The sequence below is a fragment of the Enterococcus sp. DIV1315a genome (assembly GCF_051712325.1).
Taxonomy (GTDB): Bacteria; Bacillota; Bacilli; order Lactobacillales; family Enterococcaceae; genus Enterococcus; species Enterococcus faecalis.
This window is the reverse complement of the sequence record NZ_JBIOOS010000001.1, coordinates 1370117-1388782: the sequence shown is the minus strand read 5'-3', so window position 1 is coordinate 1388782 and position 18666 is coordinate 1370117. Positions and strand designations below refer to the sequence as shown.

The following is an 18666-nucleotide window of genomic DNA, read 5'->3' as shown; positions in this document are numbered from 1 at the left end:
CTAATCTGAAAAATTGTTCTCTTAGCTGAAAAATGTTAAGGTTAAAGTAATGATAGATGTAGGAGGTCATGCAAATGATTAGAAAAACAATTTTAGCAAGTTCTATCTTAGGCGTTGGGTTGCTAATTGGTGCATGTGGGAATCAAACCCAAACTCAAATGAATTCAACTAATACCAGTGAATCATCACAGCCTAAAGTAACCGAATCAAGTCGCAAGTCATCTGAAAGTGCGTCTAATAACGAAGGTGTATCAAGCGATTCTAGTAAATCCACAAGTTCCACTACAGAATCAGAAATCTTAAAAGGTCTGGCGGAAGAAAAAACGCTAAAAGAAAAAATCCCGTCCTTAAATCAAACAACGATTAAGAAAGTCACTGATAATGAGTATAAACGCATTCTTGTGATGGAAGAAAAGGCTACAGGAACGACCTATAAAAGTATTTTGATAAAAAAACAAAATCGCTTAAAAATTGTCAACGAAACAACCGATGAATTGTTATACAATGGAACCCTATAAGAACGAAACCATTCAATAAACTCAAAAGTATAGCCATTGTTTTCAAAGAAAAATTTCTTTGGAAACAATGGTTTTTTTGTTGACAAAAGAATTTCTAAGATATATAGTTAGTTACATAAGTAGTTAACCGTTTAAGTGAGGTGTAAAAATGGAATTTAATTTTTCGGGGGAAAAGCCTTTATTTCAGCAAGTAGCCGATCAGATTGCCGAAGGAATTTTTAATGGCGCTTACTTAGAAGGCGAACAAATTCCCTCAACCACAGAAATATCAAAAAGTTACCAAATCAATCCAGCCACCGTTTTAAAAGGAATGAATTTATTAGTAGAACGACAGTTGATTGAAAAGAAACGGGGGATTGGCATGTTTGTTTTACCAGGCGCTCAAGAGAGAGTAAGAAGTGCACGGAAAGAAGAATTTTTAAATAAAGAAGTCTTAGAAGTTGTCGCAGAAGCTAAAAAATTAGGGATTACAGCTGAACAATTAAAACAACTAATTGAAAGAGGGTATGACGCATGAGTTTGCGGGTGGAATCAGTAAGCAAAAAATATCATCAAAAAAAAGCACTAGATAATATTTCAATTACTTTTGAAAAAGAAACGATTTATGGGCTCTTAGGCAGAAACGGGGCTGGTAAAAGTACGTTATTAAATATCATAAATAATCGAAGTTTTGCCACTTCAGGTTCCGTTAAATTGGCGGGAGAAACAGTGACCGATAATGAGGCTGCTTTGACTCATATTTACTTAATGAGTGAAGATAATTTGTTTCCTCCTCAGTTAAAAATTAAAGATATTTTTAAAACGACTGAAGGTTTTTATGGATCCTTTGACTGGTCTTTAGCCGAACAAATGTTAAGCGATTTTGGTTTAGATAGTAAAAAGACATTCAAAAAATTATCAACTGGTTATCGGAGTATTGCTAAACTAATAGTGGCGCTATCCGTCCCCTGTGAGTATATTTTTTTAGATGAGCCAGTCTTAGGTTTAGACGCCAATCATCGGGAATTATTTTATACTTATTTAATTGAGACATACCAAGAACGTCCCCGTACGTTTGTGATTTCTACCCATTTGATTGAAGAAATTGCGAATTTATTAGAAGATATTATCATCATTGATCAAGGAAAATTGATTCGCGCAGAATCTATTGAAACAATTTTGAAAAACGGTCGCATTGTTTCTGGGCCGAAAGAACAAGTAGAGCGCTATACTCAGTCATTGGAAATCTTAGGCATGGACACTTTAGGTGGGGCAGTTACGGCTTACGTGTACGGCGACTTGCCGACTGAAAAAGCAGAGGTTCAAATTGCGCCGCTAAATTTACAAACATATTTTGTGCAATTAACCAATAGAAAGAAGGAAAAGTAAAATGAAATTTAAAACAGCTTTGCAGTATCGTGTTATTTATCAAGTCCGTTCTTTAGCAATTTATTTTGGCTTTTATGCTTTGTTCGGCATTCTTTTTCCTCTTATTGGGTTGCTCTTTTCTAACGACGTGAACACTGTCAGCTCTGATGCAGTAATTCCTTGTCTGGTTTTTATGGGGATACTATCATTTTTGGGGATGAACACAGATTTTAAACTGTTTATTCAAAACGGGCTTTCCCGCTGGACAATTTTTTTGGTGAATTTTGTAAGTAATGCTATTTTATCTTTGGTTGGATCCTTGGCTGTACTTGTACTGATTAAAGTATTTAGCGGCAATTTCATTTCTCATTTTCAATTATCAATGAAATTAATTGATGTCTATGCGCAAGGAAACTTTTTCATGTCGTGGTTGCTCTTTTTTATCTTACTAATGCTTAGCGGCTCACTTGGTTTGTTAGCAGGTGTCTTTAATGATCGGATAGATGGCGTAAAAAAACTCATTGTTTTATTGCTGTTATTAATGATTCCTATTTTACTGGGCACGATTGCACAATTAGGGGGGGCACCAATGCGCCTGAGAATGCTCCACGTCTTGCAAACAATGGTGGGTTATCAATCCACTGGTTTTACTGTCCTGCCACTTCTTCTGACAATCAGTTGCTTTGTGGGCATTAATCTTGGTTTGACCTATTTATTGAATAAACATCGTGAAATTAAACGCGTAAATGCATAACTAATTAAAACAGATCGAGATTAATAATGAATACACTTTCTCTCAAAACAACAACATTTAACTAAAGCATATTCTTATATAAAAAGAAGACAATAGGCGTATACTAAAAGTGTGAAAAATGAAACAAATGAGAGGAAGTTGGTTTATGAAAGCTGTTGTGATTAATCAGTACGGAAGTAAAGAGGTACTTGAAGAAGCAGAAGTAACACTGCCAGAATTATCGGAACATCAAGTGTTGGTAAAAGAATACGCGACATCAATTAATCCAATTGATTGGAAATTGCGTGAAGGATATTTAAAACAGATGTTTGATTGGTCCTTTCCGATTATTCTTGGTTGGGATGTCGCTGGTGTGATTACAGAGGTGGGGAGTCAAGTAACGGATTGGCAAGTTGGCGATAAAGTTTTTGCTCGTCCTGAAACTACTCGTTTTGGTACCTATGCAGAAGTAACGATTGTGGATGATCATTTATTAGCAAAAATCCCTGAAACAATTAGTTTTGAAGAAGCTGCTGCCGTTCCGTTGGCTGGTTTAACCGCTTGGCAAGCATTGTTTGATCATGGTCACCTTAAAGAAGGAGAAACTGTTTTAATTCATGCTGGTGCAGGTGGGGTCGGTACTTATGCGATTCAACTAGCAAAAGAAGCGGGCGCACATGTCATCACGACCGCTAGCGCAAAAAATCATGCCTTACTGAAAAAAATTGGTGCAGATGAAGTGATTGATTATCATACAACGAATTTTGCAGAGGTATTAACTGATGTTGATTTGGTTTTTGATACAATGGGTGGTGAGGTTCAAAAAAATAGTTTTGACGTCTTAAAACCAAACACAGGTCGTCTTGTTTCAATTGTGGGCATTGAAGATAAACAATTGGCAGCCGAAAAAAATATTTCTGCTGAAAGTATTTGGCTTCAACCAAATGGAGAACAATTACAAAAAATTGCTGATTTGATGGCAGCTGGAAAAGTGAAATCAATTATTGGTGAAGTTTTCCCTTTTTCTAGACAAGGGATTTATGATGCACATGCACTCAGTGAAACGCACCATGCAGTTGGTAAAATAGTTGTTCAAATGGCAGAATAAAAAGAAGATCAGACAGTGAATTATCTTAAAATAGAAAAAGTGGGTCCTAAGTCATTTCGACTTAGGACCCACTTTTTTGTTAAGAGGACAGATGTGCCAACCAAGTTTGTGTTTCCTTAATTTCTTGATAGGTTAATTGATGACTTTGTGTCCAAACCTCTTGTACGGTTGCTCCATGATTCTGAAATAATTGAATCACACGCATACTTTCAGGAAGTGGAACAATCGGGTCATGCTCTCCTAGAGATAATAAAACAGAAGTGTCGGTCAAGTCTGGTTGATTGGTCAATTCTACAGGAAACATGGGATGATAGAGGACAGCTTGATGGTAGCTGTCGGGGTGAGTAAGCAATAATTGAATAGCGATATTGGCCCCATTTGAATAGCCAATAAAAATAATTTTATCCAATGAAAATTGATGCTCGTTAGCGGCTTGTTGAATAAACTTATGAAGCGCCTCGCCGCGTTTTTCTAGATCTTCTAAGTCATAATGACCTTCCGCTAGGCGCTTAAAATAACGATTCATTCCATTTTCTGAAACATCACCACGAATACTTAGCACAGTAGCTTGTTTATTTAGTTCTTGGGCAATTGGTAGGAGAGATGTTTCATCACCACCTGTACCGTGAAGTAGCACAAAGACAGGTGCTTCAGGATGTCCTTTTTTAAAAATTGAATGCATGTTTTTTCCTCCTTAGGCTCGTTTTGTATTGAAAGGCTTGATAACACTCTCAATATACTCACGACGGTTTTCTAAAAATGGTGCAAGAGATAACTTTTCTCCTAATGTTTCGTAAGGTTCATCCCCCATAAATCCTGGTTCATCGGTGGCTAATTCGACTAAAATATGCCCAATGCGAACATACAATGATTCAAAATAATAACGATCGACATAGCCAGAGTTTTGTAAGCCTAAATGATCAAAGAGCGCTTGCCAAGTCCCAAGTGATTTACGATCCGCTAGGCGGAACGCAACGTGATGTACTTCACCATATCCTTGTTGCGCTTGTGAGCTAGTATCATCGTCTACCAAAACGACTTGGGCACCATTGCCACCTTGGCCAACTTCTAGTAAATAGCGATTGCCTTCTTGTGCCACTAGGTGAAAGCCTAGAATTTCTTCAAAGACTTCTTTGAATTCATGAAAATAGGAAATAGCTATTTCGACAGGTCCTAAGCCATAAATCGCAAATTCTGTTGGAACAGGTCCTTTTTTCCAAGGGGTGCCCGCTGCAACGCCCTGATTTAATTCATCAGAGATTAATTGATACGCTTGATCATCAAAATCCCAGAAGCGAAGGACTTTTTTGCCAAATTCTTCAGAAATACCTGTGTGTTTGACCGCAAATTCATTGAAGCGATTTTCATAATAAGTCAAAGCTGCATCTGAAGGAACCCGGAACCCTGTTCTTGAAATTGTATTGGTTCCTTTTAATCCTTTAGGGTTATTGGGAAAATCGAAAAAGGTCATGGTTGTACCTGGTGTACCCAAATCATCAGCAAAATAGGTATGGTAAGTATAGATATCATCTTGATTCACTGTTTTTTTGACTAAACGCATCCCTAAAACATCCGTAAAGAAGTGATAGTTTTTTTCTGCATCACTTGTCATAGATGTAACGTGGTGGATTCCTAATAATTGATCTTCTTTTTTCATCATTATTTCCTCATTTCGTTTCATTTGTTATTTTTCGTAAAGTTTTTTGAAGAAGTGTTAATTCTTCGGAAGAGAGTTGTTCAAATGCTTCTGCAATTCGCTTTGCATGCGTCGGGAAAATTTCTTTAATTAATGTTTTTCCAGCTTCTGTTAATTCAACGTAAGTAATGCGTCGGTCTTTTTCACTGGGGGTGCGCGTTACATAGCCTTTTTTATGTAATTGGTCAATAACATAAGTGGTGCTACTGCTAGCAATTAAAATTTTCTCCTTAATTTTTTGGATGGTCTGAGGACCTTTATGGAGTAACAGCTCTAATACTGAAAATTCTGTAATGTTTAAGTCATAACAAGTGACATCTTGCTTGGCAAGTTGCTCTAGTTGATGGCTGGTTCTTAATAAACCGATATAGGCTTTTAAAGCTTCTTGCTGTTGGCTCATTGTTTCACCTCTTTTTATTTCGAATTCGAGATAAATATAACTTACTTTTGGTAAGCAATCAATTAATATGCTTAAAAAGACAGCCAGCAAAAAATGTGAATTTTTGCTGGCTGTCTTTTTTGTTTAATTTAGAAGATCGTTGGAACTAAGCCGCCATCGATTCTTAAGGCTTCGCCTGAGAAGGAAGAAGAATCCGGGCTGGCCACAAAGGTAACAAAACGACCAATTTCTTCTGGTCGAATGAGCCGTTGGATTTGTGAACGAGAACGATGATTTTTCATGAAATCTTTTTCCCAATCCTCTTTGGGAATGTCTGAATCAGTGTACATATCTTCCAACATTTTTTCTACACCTTCGGTAAGGGTTGAGCCAGGCATAACCGTGTTAACGGTGACATGTGTGCCGACAGTTAAGTTGGATAAACTTTTAGCTAAGGAAAGATTCATCGTTTTTGTCATGCTATATTGGGGCATTTCGCCAGAAGGCATCACCGCTTCTTCGCTAGCAATGAAAATAATGCGACCAAAATCTTGTGCAAGCATTTTAGGTAGATAAGCTTTTGCTAATGCATTGCCTGACAACACGTTCACAGTAAAAAATTTTTCCCAAGTGGCGTCATCGATGTCCCAGTATTCCATTGGCTCAAAAATCCCCATATTGTTCACTAAAATGTCGACTTTAGGGAATTTTTCAAGCAAAGTAGCTCGTTGACTTTCAATGGAAATATCGGCAGTCCCTGCTTGAGGATGAGTGTCTGGAAACATTGTTTGTATTTCTTTAACAACTTTAGTTACTTCGGCTTCATTGCGCCCATTGATAATGACATCGGTCCCTTCACGAGCCATTTCAATCGCAATTGCTTTGCCAATTCCTTTGGTTGAACCAGTAATTAATGCTAATTTATTCGTTAAGTGTAAATCCATTTAAATCCCTCCAACGTTTGTCTATCTCTAGTGTAGGTCTTTTTCTGGACTTTTAAAAGGAAAAAGTTTTTTCGGCCCGCGAGAAACAAGCCCCAATAATTACTTAACAGCTGAGTTTTCACTTTTTGGGCGTAAAACGAGTAATTATTGTCAGTAAAAAAGCGTCACTTTTTTGATAGAATAACTAGAGACGAAATTGGCTAAGACCAATTTTGTAAAATTGTACATAAAAAAGAAGAGTGGGAATGCTATGAAGAAACAATATTACTGGAATATACCCGATAACTTACTAAACTCGTTAAAACAGCGGAAAAAGTTATACAACTTTTATAAAAATGAACAAAATAAGGCAAGAGAATTAGTAGAAAATTGTCAGTCGGTTCTTTTTCCTGAATTAGTCGCTTCGCTGAATAAAATAGATGAACGGATTAAATTATTGATATTCTATCAAAATTTAGAAGATTGTGAGCTTTCAGAAGAAGAAATTATTACTGTGATTGAGCGAGAATATTTTGTGACTTTTTATGAAACAATTGAAGAACCGACCACTGAAATTATTAGTAGTCATTCTATGTATTATTTATTGCAACAGCCGACTAAAGAAATGCTTTGGGATTTAGACTTTAGTAACATGTTAAAACAAGGTCAGTTAGTTGATTTAATGGATTACCAAAAATTGACCAAATGTTATCAAAAGCTACAGAATCAAGCTAAAAATTTGATTGAAAAATTAAATAAAGAAACATTTTACACATTCTATAGTCAACTTTTATTGATTGATTGCCAATGCAAATTATTAATAGAAGAGGCGCTTCTGAAAGAAGAATCATTGATGACGGTCGATGAATGCTTAACAGCCATTAAGCAAGAAATTCGAAAAATTCATTTTGAACAATTTAAATACCAACATTATTTATTTGAAGATTTATCTTTGCGGTACCAAGTTTAACGGAAGTGACAAAAAGAATGGTTGAATCTAACAAGAATGTTCGTTGTTTTCTGTTATATAAAAAGATATGATAGTTTCTGTAGAAAAAATAAAGGAGACGATTCATGAACGCAAATCGCTTAAAGTTATTGATGATGGGGTTAATGGTTCTTGACCATATTAGTTATTTTGTTCCGCCAGAATGGGCACTGATTTTTCATGTAATTACTCGTTGTGTCGGTGTATTTTTTTGTTACATGGCTGTAGAAGGGTTCAACTATACACGGAATGTTTATCGTTACAATGGTCGTTTGTATATTTGGGCAGCAATCATGTTTGTTGGAAATACGCTTCTAAATCATTTAGTGAATAATCCAGCTGTTGCTGTTCACAACAATATTTTCTTCACCTTAGCCCTTGGTGTCAGTATGTTAATTGTGACAAAAGCGATGCTAGAGATGCCAAAAATCAGTTTAAAAATTGTTTTATTGATTAGTATATTAGCAATTTTAGGAATAGGAGCAATGTTTGCTGAAGGTGGCATTGTGATGTTACCTTTTATGTTGATTACGTATTTAGCCAGAAAGAGACTTGTCTTACGGAACTGTTTATATGGTGCATTAGCGCTCTTTTTCTTAGTTACAAGTTTTCAATGGTTGGGAGATTGGCCAACGACAATTGAAATGTTAGCTTATAATTCTGATTTTATGTTTATCACTGTGTTACCATTTATATCGCTTTACAATGGTGAGAGAGGAAACAAAGCACCATTTTTCAAATATTTATTTTACGGATTCTATCCGCTTCATTTATGGCTGATTGCATTGATAGCCAATTACGTTCATTAAACCTTTTTATATTAAAAGAATAAAAACAGCGACTCACAAAAATGTGAGTCGCTGTTTTTTTAGATGGGTAAGATACTGATTCCTAAAAGAAAAGTGACAAGTAGAAAAACAAAAAGCACAATTCGCTTATCATGAACCAGTAAGGCAATGTATTCTCGGATTAGAGCAGTTGGTAAAAAATATAAGGCAGTTGGCGCCCCGACACCTTCAGCTTTTAAGCCGACACGATGGGCATACATAGCTCCTCGTAAGACATGATAGTTATTTGTTGAAAAAATAACAGAGGGTTGTTTAGAATCAGACGGCATCTTTTGCCAATCTGCCTGAATTATTGCTTTAGAAAACAACATATTTTCATAAGTGGTTGTGGATTGTTCCTCCATCAAAATTGCTTCTGCAGGAATATTTTGTGAAAGCAAATATTTTTTCATTGCGAAAGCTTCGGCCACAGGTTCGTCAGGACCTTGACCCCCGCTGACTACAAATTTAGCGGTGGGATTTTTCTCATAATATTCAATTCCTTTATCTAACCGACTCTTCAAAAGTGGAGGTACTTCCTCGCTACGAATTCCCGAACCTAAAACAATGATATAATCAACCGCTTTTTTTAAAGGAATCATTTGGTACATCCATGAATACAAGACGTAAGCAGCAAATAGAAAGGTCAGCAAAAGATCCATTAACAATAGAAAAAGTAAGAACAGAAAAAGCACATAAGGTATTTGCGCTGTGCCAACTGATAATAAATATAGAAAGGCTGGTAAAGCAATTAATAAGTTCAGCCCTAAGCCCGCCGACAATTTAGCCGTGACACTTTTGCCTTCTTTCGTTTGCATCGTACGTGAGTTAAAAATAAAGTAAAGGCAAATGCCGATAAACACAGCGGGAATTAATAGATAAGCAATGGCCAAGGTAATGAGGTCGCCATTCTTAAAATGTAAATAAATTTTGTCTAGTCCGATAAATAGTAAGGTGACTAATGACAATAAGGTGCCAGAAGCCAGAGTGATACCGCCGAGGATACTGCGGTTATTAATTTTTAATATACCAAATCCTAGTAGGGCGATAAACAAAAAGAATAGTAGTAGTGCCATTTAATTCCTCCTAAAAATAAGTATCTAAAGTATAACATGCTTTAGGATCGGACATAAATAAACAGCGGTGCCGAAGCATAAGTTTTCCTTTCATTCTTAGAAAAGAAGTTTTTTCATGGAAAGTAAATTAGATAACAATTGTTTAGAGAAGGAAAAGCTTGATTTACTAAGCTTTTCCTTCTCTATAAAAAATATTAATAAGGACATAAAAATTAACAATTTGTATGCGCTTACATACTGAGGTAGATTTAAAGTGTAAAGAAGAAAAAATGAGGTGAGAAAATGATCACTGTTTCAATTGCAGGAGGTTCACAACCAGAGATTTTACAGCTAGTTAAAAAAGCGCTAAAAGAAGCCGAGCAACCGTTGCAGTTTATTGTATTTGATACAAATGAAAATCTTGATACTGAAAATCTCTGGAAATATGTTCATTGCTCAGATGAGGCCGCGGTAGCACAGGAAGCTGTCAGTCTAGTTGCAACCGGTCAAGCACAAATTTTATTGAAAGGAATTATTCAGACCCACACATTACTGAAAGAAATGTTGAAAAGCGAGCATCAATTAAAAAATAAACCGATTCTTTCCCATGTAGCAATGGTGGAGCTACCTGCGGGAAAAACCTTCTTGTTAACCGATTGTGCGATGAATATCGCCCCCACTCAAGCGACACTCATTGAAATTGTTGCAAATGCTAAAGAAGTCGCCCAAAAATTGGGACTGCACCACCCGAAAATTGCTTTGTTAAGCGCAGCGGAAAATTTTAATCCTAAAATGCCTTCGTCTGTTTTAGCAAAAGAAGTCACGGCACATTTTAATGATCAACAAGAGGCTACGGTTTTTGGCCCACTTTCGCTTGATTTAGCGACCTCTGAAGAAGCGGTTGCGCATAAACGTTACAGCGGTCCTATCATGGGGGATGCAGATATTTTAGTGGTCCCAACTATTGATGTTGGAAATTGTTTATACAAATCATTAACCTTGTTTGGGCACGCCAAGGTGGGAGGAACGATTGTTGGCACAAAAGTCCCAGTCGTTTTAACATCTAGAAGCGATTCGACAGAAAGCAAATTCCATTCATTAAGATTTGCCATGAGACAAGTTTAAAAAAAGGAGCAGAAAACAATGGAAACAGTATTGGTTATTAATCCTGGCTCGACCTCCACGAAGTTAGCGCTTTTTGCTAATCATGATTGCTTGGCAGAAGAAACGCTTAGACATAGCGTCCAAGAATTGGCACCTTTTGAAAATGTTGTCAGTCAAACATCATTTCGAAAACAAATGATCGCGGAATTTTTAGAAACACATAACATCACACAATTAGCCGCTGTTGTAGGGCGTGGTGGTTTGCTTAAGCCTATTCCTGGCGGTACGTATCTTGTCGACCAACAAATGCTAGAAGACTTGCGGACAGAACGCTTTAATACCCATGCTTCAAATTTAGGGGCGATTTTAGCTAATGAGTTTGCAGAAAAATATCACGTGCCAGCCTTTATTGTCGATCCTGTTGTTGTAGATGAGCTACAGCCATTAGCCAGGATTTCTGGATTAAAAGGCATTCACCGGCGTAGCGTTGGTCACGCCTTAAATCAAAAAGCGGTCGCTCGAAAAATCGCTGAGGATTTAGGAAAAACATATGAGCAAAGCAATTTTATCGTTGTTCATTTAGGTGGGGGCATTAGCTTGGGGGCGCATCAAAAAGGCCGCATGGTGGATGTGGTAAATGGGCTTGATGGTGAAGGTCCTTATACGCCAGAACGCAGTGGTGCCTTACCGCTCGTTGAATTTGCGCAACGGATACTTGAACAGGAGTTAACGATTAACGAAGTGAAAAAGCTAATTGCGGGGAATAGCGGTCTTAAATCATACCTAGGTGAAACAGATTTACGGCATATCCAAGCACAAATAGCTGCAGGTGATCAAACAGCAAATTACTATTTAAAAGGAATGTGTTACCAAATCGCAAAAAGTATTGGCGAGATGGCCGTGGTTCTTGAAGGCACAATTGATGCAATTATTTTAACAGGGGGTGCAGCCTATTCGCAAACCGTTGTTCAAGAAATTAGTCAAAAAGTCACTTGGATTGCACCAATTAAGGTTTACCCAGGTGAAATGGAGATGGCTGCTTTATATGAAGGCGTCAATCGAGTATTAACAGGGGAAGAACAAGCTTTAAATTATAGTGAAGCAAAAATTGAGCAGGAGTGATCAAAATGGCGGAACAAACAGATTTACTGATTTTAGGTGGCGGAACAGGAGGCTATGTAGCAGCAATTCGAGCTGCACAAAAAGGGCTAAACGTCACAATTGTTGAAAAATACAAATTAGGTGGCACTTGTTTGCACAAAGGCTGTATCCCTACAAAAGCTTTATTAAGAAGCGCAGAGGTTTTTGATACCTTAAAACAAGCGGCTTCTTTTGGGATTGAAACAGAGGCAGCGTCCATTGATTTTTCTAAAATACAACAACGGAAAGAAGGAATTATTGAGCAGTTACACAAAGGTGTTGAAGGCTTATGCAAGAAAAATAAAATCAAAATTTTAGCAGGCGAAGGTGCGATTTTAGGTCCCTCCATTTTTTCACCAGTCTCTGGCGCAGTGGCAGTTACGTTTAATGATCCAACACGGGAAGAAGAAATTATCGTTCCTAAAAATGTCATTATTGCGACAGGCTCTAGTCCTAAAACGTTACCTAATTTGCCGTTGGATGAAGAATTTATCTTATCTTCTGATGGAATGCTTGAATTAGAAGAATTACCAGAATCAATTGCAATTATTGGTGGTGGCGTTATTGGTGTCGAGTGGGCTTCTTTATTAAATAGTTTAGGTGTCAACGTAACTATCATTGAATTTTTGGATCGGTTACTTATAAATGAGAGTGCAACAATTTCTAAAGAATTAAAGAAACGTTTAGAGCAACGAGGAATTAACATTTTATTAGGAAGCAAAGTCCAAGAAGCGAAAGTTACTGGACAAAAGGTTCAAGTAGAAGTTGCAGGACAAGAAACCCTCACCGTTGACAAAGTCATGGTAGCAATTGGACGTCAGCCCAATATCAATAAGTTAGGGTTACAGAATACCTCAGTGAAATATACTGACAAAGGCATTGAAGTAAATGAATTTTATCAAACCACAGAAGGACATATTTATGCGATTGGCGATTGTATCGATACACTTCAACTAGCGCATGTGGCTATGAAAGAAGGAGAGCTAGCTGTTCAGCATCTTTTAGGCGAGACAGTTGAACCTTTAAATTATACAAACGTGCCTCGAGGTGTTTATACAAATCCTGAAATAGCAAGTGTCGGCTATACTAGAGAAACTTTACCAGCAGATAAAGAAGTAGTGATTGGTACCTTTAATTTTAATGGTAATGGTAAATCACTTGTTTATGGAGAAACAGATGGCTTTATAGAAGTAATTCGTGACAAGAAGACCGATGATTTATTAGGGGTTTCTATGATTGGGCCACATGTCACGGATTTAATTGCCGAAGCAAGTACTGCCATGTATTTAGATGCCACGCCCATTGAAATTGGTGAAGCAATCCATGCGCATCCAACAATGACAGAAGTATTGCAAGAAGCAGCCTTAGATACTTATGGCTTAGCGATTCACAAATAGAGAAAGGTTGATGAAAATGAAAACGCTTAAAAAATCAGGTTTATCAAAAGAAGAATTGATTCAGGCATATCGTGAAGTACTAAGAGGACGTCGTTTAGACGAACGGTTGTGGCAATTAACAAGAATTGGTAAGACCTCTTTCAATATTTCTGGTCAAGGGGCAGAAGTTGCACAAGTAGCGATGGCGATGGCTTTTGATCCTCAAAAAGATTATTTTTTACCGTATTATCGTGATATGACCGCGTGCTTGGTTTGGGGCATGACCTCCAAAGATATTTTAATGGGTTCTTTTGGAAAAGAAGCGGATCCTTCTTCCCATGGTCGTCAAATGCCGAATCATTATGGTTCAAAAGAGCATAATATTGTTTCCTTCTCTTCAACAGTAAGTACACAAATGCCATTAGCGACAGGTGTTGGTTATGCAGCGCAACTTCAAAAAGCTGATTTTGTTGCATTGACCACCACTGGGGAAGGCTCTGCCAATCAAGGAGAAGTCCAAGAAGCTATGAACTTTGCAGGCGTAAAAAAATTGCCAGTCATTTTTGTTGTTGAAAATAATGAATATGCGATTTCTGTCCCAATCGAAGAACAGTATGCCAATAAACGAATGGCCGATCGCGCGAAAGCTTATGGCTTTGAAGGTGTGACCGTTGATGGTAGTGATTTTACTGCAGTCTATCTAGCATTTAAAGAAGCAGTAAAAGCGGCTCGCGGGAAAAAAGGACCAAAATTGATTGAATTAATGGTTTCTCGCTTGACTTCTCATTCCGCTGATGATGATCAATCTGTTTATCGTTCAAAAGAAGAAATTGAAGAGATGAAAAAGAACGATGCAGTGAAGCTTTTTGAAAAACAATTATTAGAAGAGGGCTATTTAACAGACGAAGACATTGCCAAAATTGATGAAGAAATTCGTGCAGAAATCAATCAAGCAACGGATGAAGCAGAAGCAATGCCAGATCCTGTACCGACATCAATTTTAGAAGAAGTGTATGCAAAATAAGAGAAGAGGAGAAGAAATATAATGGCTGAGATGACTTATTTAGAAGCAATTAACTTAGGAATTTCTGAAGAAATGGCTCGTGATGAAAAAGTAGTTATTTTTGGGGAAGATGTCGGCGGCGAAAAAGGCGGCGTGTTCGGTGTAACAAAGGGCTTGGCTGCTAAATACGGTGACGAGCGTTGTTTTAATACACCGTTAACAGAAGGCTTAATTGGTGGTTTAGCTGTCGGCTTAGGTTTAATGGGCTATCGCGCAATTGGTGAATTTCAATTTGCGGATTACATTTTGCCTGCAACCAATCAATTGTTATCAGAGGCTCGGACAATGCGCTATAGAACAAAAGGCGATTGGACTGCGCCAATCGTTTATCGGACCCCTTATGGCGGCGGTGTTCGTGGTGGGCTGTATCATTCTCAGTCTACAGAAAAAGTTTTTTGTGGACAACCAGGATTGAGAGTGGTGACCCCTTCTAATCCTTATGATGCAAAAGGGATGATTAAAGCAGCGATTCGTTCCGATGATCCAGTCATTTTTTACGAACATAAGCGTTTATATCGTTTACTAAAAGATGAAGTGCCTGCAGATGATTATATCGTACCAATTGACAAAGCCAATGTCGTTAGAACGGGTAGTGATTTAACCGTGATTAGTTACGGCATGACCTTGCAATTAGCTTTAGCTGCGGCGGAAAAACTAGCCGCTGAAGGAATTGATGCCGAAATCGTCGATGTTCGCTCATTATATCCTTTAGATCGCGAAACATTAGTGGCTGCAGCTAAGAAAACAGGGAAGGTCTTACTCGTAACAGAAGACAATAAAGAAGGCAGCGTGATGAGTGAAATTGCGGCAATGATTTCAGAAGATGCTCTCTTTGATTTAGATGCACCGATTCAACGACTTGCAGGACCTGATTGTCCAAGCATGCCTTATGCATTACCTTTAGAAAGAGAATTTTTAATCAATGAAGAGCAAGTATTAGCAGCAATGAAAGAATTAGCAGAATTTTAATTGAAGCAAGGAGGAAAAATAAATGGCCACAAAAGAAATCAAAATGCCTCATCTAGGCGAAAGTGTCACAGAGGCAGCCATTGTCCAATGGTTAGTTAAACCAGGAGATTCAGTGAAACGCTATGATCCCTTAATGGAAGTCGTTTCTGATAAAGTCACCACGGAAGTCCCATCAGATTTTGATGGTGTAGTAAAAGAATTTCTGATTTCTCTAGATACAGATGTGCCCATCGGAACAGCGGTGATGACGTTAGAGACAGAAGAAACAACCGAAAAAACAGAAGAAGCTACTTTAGCACCAGTGAAAGAAGCAAGTGCGGAACAAGCGCAAGAACATGAAACGGCTGAAACAACAAGCACTGCGACGCCCCATCAAAAAAATAATGGTCGTTATTCCCCAGCAGTCCTTAAAATTGCCCAAGAAAAAAAGATTGATTTAACACAAGTTACAGGGACAGGTCGTGATGGTCGGATTACTAGAAAAGATGTTACAAACTTTACACCAACACAGGCAAGAACACCTGAGAAAACAGTGAGTCCAGGAACTAGCCCTTCAATTCCAGAGGAGCCAGTTGCTTCGCAAAATGAAAGCGCCGCAATAGCTAGTCCAACTGAAACAAGCACAGATAAAATTGTCTCTGCAGATCCTGTACGTAAAGCAATTGCTAAAAAAATGGTCCAAAGCGTCAACGAAATCCCTCACGCTTGGTTAATGGTGGAAGCGGATGTGACCAACTTAGTCCAACTTAGAAATTCATTAAAAGATGAATTTAAACAACAAGAGGGCCTATCTCTAAGCTTCTTCCCATTTTTTGCCAAAGCAGTCATTCAAGCGTTAAAGAAAAATCCAAAAATCAATACATCTTGGGATGATGGCTCAATTATTTATCATAAAGATGTTAATTTATCCATAGCTGTAACGACAGACGAGCATCTTTATGTGCCAGTGATTCAACAAGCGGATAACTATTCGATTGCAGGGCTAGCCAAAGAAATCAATCGCTTGGCACAAGAAGTCCGACAAGGAACGCTAGCAAACAAAGAAATGCAAGGAGGGACCTTTACTCTTAATAATACTGGAACACTAGGTTCCGTCCAATCGATGGGAATTATTAACCATCCACAAGCTGCGATATTACAAGTAGAGTCAATTAATAAACGCCTTGTGCCAACCGCAGATGGAGGCTTTAAAGTGGCAGATATGGTTAATTTATGTCTTTCTATTGATCATCGAATTTTAGATGGACAACAAGCAGGTAAGTTCTTGCGAGATGTTAAAGATAATTTAGCGAAATATAATGCGGATACGGATGTATATTAAAAATCGTTCCTTGCTTTAGTTAAATAAAAAGCGCCTCAAAGAAATAAGCGCTCTTCTTTGAGGCCGCTCTTTATCTAATAGAAAGTTCAATCATTCTCAAACTTGTTCTAAAAAAACAAAAATAATCAATAGGAGTGTTGAAAATGCCCACTGATAAACTGGATGCTCAATTAACCCCAAGAATATTTTTTAACAAAGTGTTAGCTGGAACAGCTTCCGGCACCATTATCGCCTTAATTCCCAATGCTGTATTAGGAGCCATTTTAAAATATTTTGCAGAATACAAGATTATCGAAATGATTATTCATGCGGCGCAAATTTTCCAACTAGCCACCCCTTTAATTATTGGTGGACTGATTGCTTTTCAATTTGGCTTAACGCCACAGAAAATGATGATTGCTGGCGGTGCAGCATTTGCTGGCTCTGGCGTGATTAAATTTAATTCAGAAGTGAGAGGCTTTATTGGTGCAGGCACTGGTGACATCATTAATATTATGATTACCGCTTCTGTTGCAGTCTTACTTTTATTAGTCATCGATAAAAAATTCGGTTCAGTGGAAATCATTGCTTTACCGATTGTTGTTGGAGTAGGTGCAGGTTTGTTTGGCATGTTGATTTATCCATATGTGACACAAATCACGGTCGCCATCGGGAAAGTGATTAACAATTTTACTGATTTTCAGCCAATTATCATGAGTATTTTAATTGCTTGTTCATTTGCTGCACTGATTATTTCGCCAATCACTACTGTGGCAATCGGTTTGGCGATTCAGTTGAATGGCTTGTCTGCAGGTGCTGCTGCAATGGGAATTGCAGCCACAACTGTTGTTCTTGTGATTAATTCTTGGAATGTCAACCAATCGGGAGTGACGTTGGCTGTCTCTTTGGGCGGCATGAAAATGATGATGCCTAACTTATTTAAATACCCAATTATTTTAATTCCTTGTTTATTTACAGCGACTATTTCAGCAATTCCTGTGGTTCTATTCAACATTTCAGGAACCCCACAATCGGCTGGATTTGGCTTGGTTGGACTCGTGGGACCACTTGCTTCATTGGATGCGGGCTTAGGGATCTTACCCTTACTCTTTTCTTGGTTTGTTGTTCCAATTGTCGCAGGTTTGTTCTCGAAATTCTTATTTGAAAAAGTGTTGAAACTTTATGATAGTAAAGTCGTCTTTGCTTATCAAGGCTAGATTATCCATTAATTTTCTTTAATGATTTGGATAAAATCTCTAACATCTTCTGTCATACTAAAATCGCGGCGCAAAGCAATGCCGATGGGGAAATAGTCAAACTTATCTTTTAAAGGAATCCATTTCAGTCCCTGACTTTTTCCCACTTCATAATATTCAATCGGCAGCAAACAAATCGAATTATTTTTTTGCAAACTATAAAGAAGTACTTGTAAATCATCGTTATGCAAAATGATATTCGGCTCATAACCGAAGCTCCGAGTCCGATCTAGTAGTAGGCGACCAATCATAAAATTATCACTTAACGATGAAAATCGTTGATCTTTCAAATCTTTAAAAGTTAATTTTTCATATTGGGAGAGAGGATTTGATTCTGGTACCACGACATAAACATGGTAGCCTTTGGTAGTCGTTTCTAAAGGTTCAATATGAATAATTTCAGGTAAGGTATTTGGGAAAGAAATTAGTCCCATATCAATTTCTTTATTTGCTAACATCGTTTGTAATTTTGGCGAGCCATCTTGCTGTAATATTAAATTCACATGTGGATGGGTTGTTAAAAATCGTGAAATTTCTTTCATAAATTGTACAGCAAATAAAGTAGTTAAGCCTAAACGCAATTGCTTTTTAACTGGTTTCTGGTTCATTTCACGAATATCTGTTACCAATTGATCGAATTGAAAAACAACTTCTTGGCCATGTTCATATAAATAAACACCTGTATCGGTTAATTGAAACGGTTGATCAGAATGATCAAACAACGCTGTGCCTAACTCAGATTCCATTTTTTTCAATGCTAAAGAAAGTGTTGGTTGGGTGACAAATAAATTGCGAGCGGCCGCCGATAAACTGCGGGTATTAACAATTTCAATGAAGTACTTTAAAACCTGAATATTCATCAGAAACTCCCCTTCTTTTTAAAA

Annotated in this window: 19 protein-coding genes and 2 pseudogenes; 15 read left to right on the top strand and 6 right to left on the bottom strand. The window is 37.6% G+C overall.

The window, feature by feature from the left end:
* Nucleotides 1–68: 68 nt before the first annotated feature.
* The 5 genes from IGJ03_RS06690 (at nt 69) to IGJ03_RS06670 (ending at nt 3706) form a co-directional block, all read left to right on the top strand.
* A complete protein-coding gene (locus IGJ03_RS06690; RefSeq protein ID WP_002357452.1) occupies nt 69–518 on the top strand; it encodes a hypothetical protein in 450 nt (149 codons plus the stop codon).
* Nucleotides 519–666: 148 nt separating this feature from the next.
* Nucleotides 667–1035, top strand: a complete 369-nt coding sequence (locus IGJ03_RS06685; RefSeq protein ID WP_002357453.1) for a GntR family transcriptional regulator — start codon at nt 667–669, stop codon at nt 1033–1035.
* Nucleotides 1032–1886, top strand: a complete 855-nt coding sequence (locus tag IGJ03_RS06680; RefSeq protein ID WP_002409464.1) for an ATP-binding cassette domain-containing protein — start codon at nt 1032–1034, stop codon at nt 1884–1886. Before IGJ03_RS06685 ends, IGJ03_RS06680 begins: the two co-directional genes overlap by 4 nt.
* A 1-nt stretch (nt 1887) precedes the next feature.
* Nucleotides 1888–2619, top strand: a complete 732-nt coding sequence (locus tag IGJ03_RS06675; protein WP_174090776.1) for a hypothetical protein — start codon at nt 1888–1890, stop codon at nt 2617–2619.
* 118 nt (nt 2620–2737) lie between these two features.
* Nucleotides 2738–3706 (top strand): NADP-dependent oxidoreductase, encoded by a 969-nt coding sequence (locus tag IGJ03_RS06670; protein WP_002398751.1) that lies wholly within the window; start codon nt 2738–2740, stop codon nt 3704–3706.
* 79 nt (nt 3707–3785) lie between these two features.
* Here IGJ03_RS06670 and IGJ03_RS06665 read toward each other — a convergent pair whose 3' ends face one another.
* From IGJ03_RS06665 to IGJ03_RS06650, 4 genes are all read right to left on the bottom strand, one after another.
* The gene (locus IGJ03_RS06665) at nt 3786–4388 is read right to left on the bottom strand and encodes an alpha/beta hydrolase (protein WP_002361880.1); all 603 of its coding nucleotides are present in this window, start codon (nt 4386–4388) and stop codon (nt 3786–3788) included.
* 12 nt (nt 4389–4400) lie between these two features.
* Entirely contained in the window at nt 4401–5363 is a 963-nt protein-coding gene (locus IGJ03_RS06660) for a ring-cleaving dioxygenase (protein WP_438711164.1), read from the bottom strand.
* Between the two features lie 10 nt (nt 5364–5373).
* Nucleotides 5374–5802, bottom strand: coding sequence for a MarR family winged helix-turn-helix transcriptional regulator (locus IGJ03_RS06655; protein WP_010824678.1), 429 nt, complete (start codon nt 5800–5802; stop codon nt 5374–5376).
* 128 nt (nt 5803–5930) lie between these two features.
* Nucleotides 5931–6725 carry an SDR family NAD(P)-dependent oxidoreductase gene (locus tag IGJ03_RS06650; protein WP_010824677.1) on the bottom strand — a complete coding sequence of 265 codons (795 nt, stop codon included), beginning with the start codon at nt 6723–6725 and terminating at the stop codon, nt 5931–5933.
* Nucleotides 6726–6921: 196 nt separating this feature from the next.
* Between IGJ03_RS06650 and IGJ03_RS06645 the strand changes: the two genes are divergently transcribed.
* Nucleotides 6922–7674, top strand: a complete 753-nt coding sequence (locus IGJ03_RS06645; RefSeq protein WP_002382359.1) for a DUF7006 family protein — start codon at nt 6922–6924, stop codon at nt 7672–7674.
* 104 nt (nt 7675–7778) lie between these two features.
* A complete protein-coding gene (locus IGJ03_RS06640) occupies nt 7779–8501 on the top strand; it encodes a TraX family protein (RefSeq protein WP_429861444.1) in 723 nt (240 codons plus the stop codon).
* A 59-nt stretch (nt 8502–8560) separates the two neighbouring features.
* Here IGJ03_RS06640 and IGJ03_RS06635 read toward each other — a convergent pair whose 3' ends face one another.
* The gene (locus tag IGJ03_RS06635) at nt 8561–9595 is read right to left on the bottom strand and encodes a YdcF family protein (protein ID WP_375804643.1); all 1035 of its coding nucleotides are present in this window, start codon (nt 9593–9595) and stop codon (nt 8561–8563) included.
* A gap of 282 nt (nt 9596–9877) precedes the next feature.
* Here IGJ03_RS06635 and ptb point away from each other — a divergent pair, with 282 nt between their 5' ends.
* The 8 genes and pseudogenes from ptb to IGJ03_RS06595 all read left to right on the top strand — a co-directional run bounded on the left by ptb (nt 9878) and on the right by IGJ03_RS06595 (nt 17743).
* The gene (ptb, locus tag IGJ03_RS06630) at nt 9878–10699 is read left to right on the top strand and encodes a branched-chain phosphotransacylase (RefSeq protein WP_002405354.1); all 822 of its coding nucleotides are present in this window, start codon (nt 9878–9880) and stop codon (nt 10697–10699) included.
* Nucleotides 10700–10717: 18 nt separating this feature from the next.
* On the top strand, nt 10718–11800 hold the full coding sequence (gene buk / locus IGJ03_RS06625) for a butyrate kinase (RefSeq protein ID WP_289865536.1): 1083 nt from the start codon (nt 10718–10720) through the stop codon (nt 11798–11800).
* Between the two features lie 5 nt (nt 11801–11805).
* The gene (gene lpdA, locus IGJ03_RS06620; protein WP_375804644.1) at nt 11806–13215 is read left to right on the top strand and encodes a dihydrolipoyl dehydrogenase; all 1410 of its coding nucleotides are present in this window, start codon (nt 11806–11808) and stop codon (nt 13213–13215) included.
* 10 nt (nt 13216–13225) lie between these two features.
* Entirely contained in the window at nt 13226–14218 is a 993-nt protein-coding gene (locus IGJ03_RS06615; RefSeq protein ID WP_101008442.1) for a thiamine pyrophosphate-dependent dehydrogenase E1 component subunit alpha, read from the top strand.
* A 21-nt stretch (nt 14219–14239) separates the two neighbouring features.
* A complete protein-coding gene (locus IGJ03_RS06610; protein ID WP_375804645.1) occupies nt 14240–15226 on the top strand; it encodes an alpha-ketoacid dehydrogenase subunit beta in 987 nt (328 codons plus the stop codon).
* Between the two features lie 22 nt (nt 15227–15248).
* Nucleotides 15249–15419: pseudogene (locus IGJ03_RS06605) on the top strand (biotin/lipoyl-containing protein); the annotation flags it as partial.
* Nucleotides 15420–15614: 195 nt separating this feature from the next.
* A pseudogene (locus IGJ03_RS06600) lies at nt 15615–16547 on the top strand (dihydrolipoamide acetyltransferase family protein); the annotation flags it as partial.
* A gap of 143 nt (nt 16548–16690) precedes the next feature.
* Nucleotides 16691–17743: a PTS sugar transporter subunit IIC gene (locus IGJ03_RS06595; RefSeq protein WP_375804647.1), complete on the top strand. Its 1053-nt coding sequence runs from the start codon at nt 16691–16693 to the stop codon at nt 17741–17743.
* 8 nt (nt 17744–17751) lie between these two features.
* Here the strand turns inward: IGJ03_RS06595 and IGJ03_RS06590 are convergent, their stop codons facing one another.
* Nucleotides 17752–18642: a LysR family transcriptional regulator gene (locus IGJ03_RS06590; protein WP_438711101.1), complete on the bottom strand. Its 891-nt coding sequence runs from the start codon at nt 18640–18642 to the stop codon at nt 17752–17754.
* Nucleotides 18643–18666: the final 24 nt, after the last annotated feature.

Excerpts from the sequence above, each read along its gene's own strand:
- ptb (WP_002405354.1), top strand. The coding sequence starts at position 9,878 with ATGATCACTGTTTCAATTGCAGGAGGTTCACAACCAGAGATTTTACAG.
- IGJ03_RS06680 (WP_002409464.1), top strand. The coding sequence starts at position 1,032 with ATGAGTTTGCGGGTGGAATCAGTAAGCAAAAAATATCATCAAAAAAAA.
- IGJ03_RS06685 (WP_002357453.1), top strand. The coding sequence starts at position 667 with ATGGAATTTAATTTTTCGGGGGAAAAGCCTTTATTTCAGCAAGTAGCC.
- IGJ03_RS06650 (WP_010824677.1), bottom strand. The coding sequence starts at position 6,725 with ATGGATTTACACTTAACGAATAAATTAGCATTAATTACTGGTTCAACC.
- IGJ03_RS06655 (WP_010824678.1), bottom strand. The coding sequence starts at position 5,802 with ATGAGCCAACAGCAAGAAGCTTTAAAAGCCTATATCGGTTTATTAAGA.
- IGJ03_RS06610 (WP_375804645.1), top strand. The coding sequence starts at position 14,240 with ATGGCTGAGATGACTTATTTAGAAGCAATTAACTTAGGAATTTCTGAA.
- IGJ03_RS06665 (WP_002361880.1), bottom strand. The coding sequence starts at position 4,388 with ATGCATTCAATTTTTAAAAAAGGACATCCTGAAGCACCTGTCTTTGTG.
- buk (WP_289865536.1), top strand. The coding sequence starts at position 10,718 with ATGGAAACAGTATTGGTTATTAATCCTGGCTCGACCTCCACGAAGTTA.
- IGJ03_RS06670 (WP_002398751.1), top strand. The coding sequence starts at position 2,738 with ATGAAACAAATGAGAGGAAGTTGGTTTATGAAAGCTGTTGTGATTAAT.
- IGJ03_RS06640 (WP_429861444.1), top strand. The coding sequence starts at position 7,779 with ATGAACGCAAATCGCTTAAAGTTATTGATGATGGGGTTAATGGTTCTT.
- IGJ03_RS06595 (WP_375804647.1), top strand. The coding sequence starts at position 16,691 with ATGCCCACTGATAAACTGGATGCTCAATTAACCCCAAGAATATTTTTT.
- IGJ03_RS06660 (WP_438711164.1), bottom strand. The coding sequence starts at position 5,363 with ATGAAAAAAGAAGATCAATTATTAGGAATCCACCACGTTACATCTATG.
- IGJ03_RS06615 (WP_101008442.1), top strand. The coding sequence starts at position 13,226 with ATGAAAATGAAAACGCTTAAAAAATCAGGTTTATCAAAAGAAGAATTG.
- IGJ03_RS06635 (WP_375804643.1), bottom strand. The coding sequence starts at position 9,595 with ATGGCACTACTACTATTCTTTTTGTTTATCGCCCTACTAGGATTTGGT.
- IGJ03_RS06675 (WP_174090776.1), top strand. The coding sequence starts at position 1,888 with ATGAAATTTAAAACAGCTTTGCAGTATCGTGTTATTTATCAAGTCCGT.
- IGJ03_RS06590 (WP_438711101.1), bottom strand. The coding sequence starts at position 18,642 with ATGAATATTCAGGTTTTAAAGTACTTCATTGAAATTGTTAATACCCGC.
- IGJ03_RS06690 (WP_002357452.1), top strand. The coding sequence starts at position 69 with ATGCAAATGATTAGAAAAACAATTTTAGCAAGTTCTATCTTAGGCGTT.
- lpdA (WP_375804644.1), top strand. The coding sequence starts at position 11,806 with ATGGCGGAACAAACAGATTTACTGATTTTAGGTGGCGGAACAGGAGGC.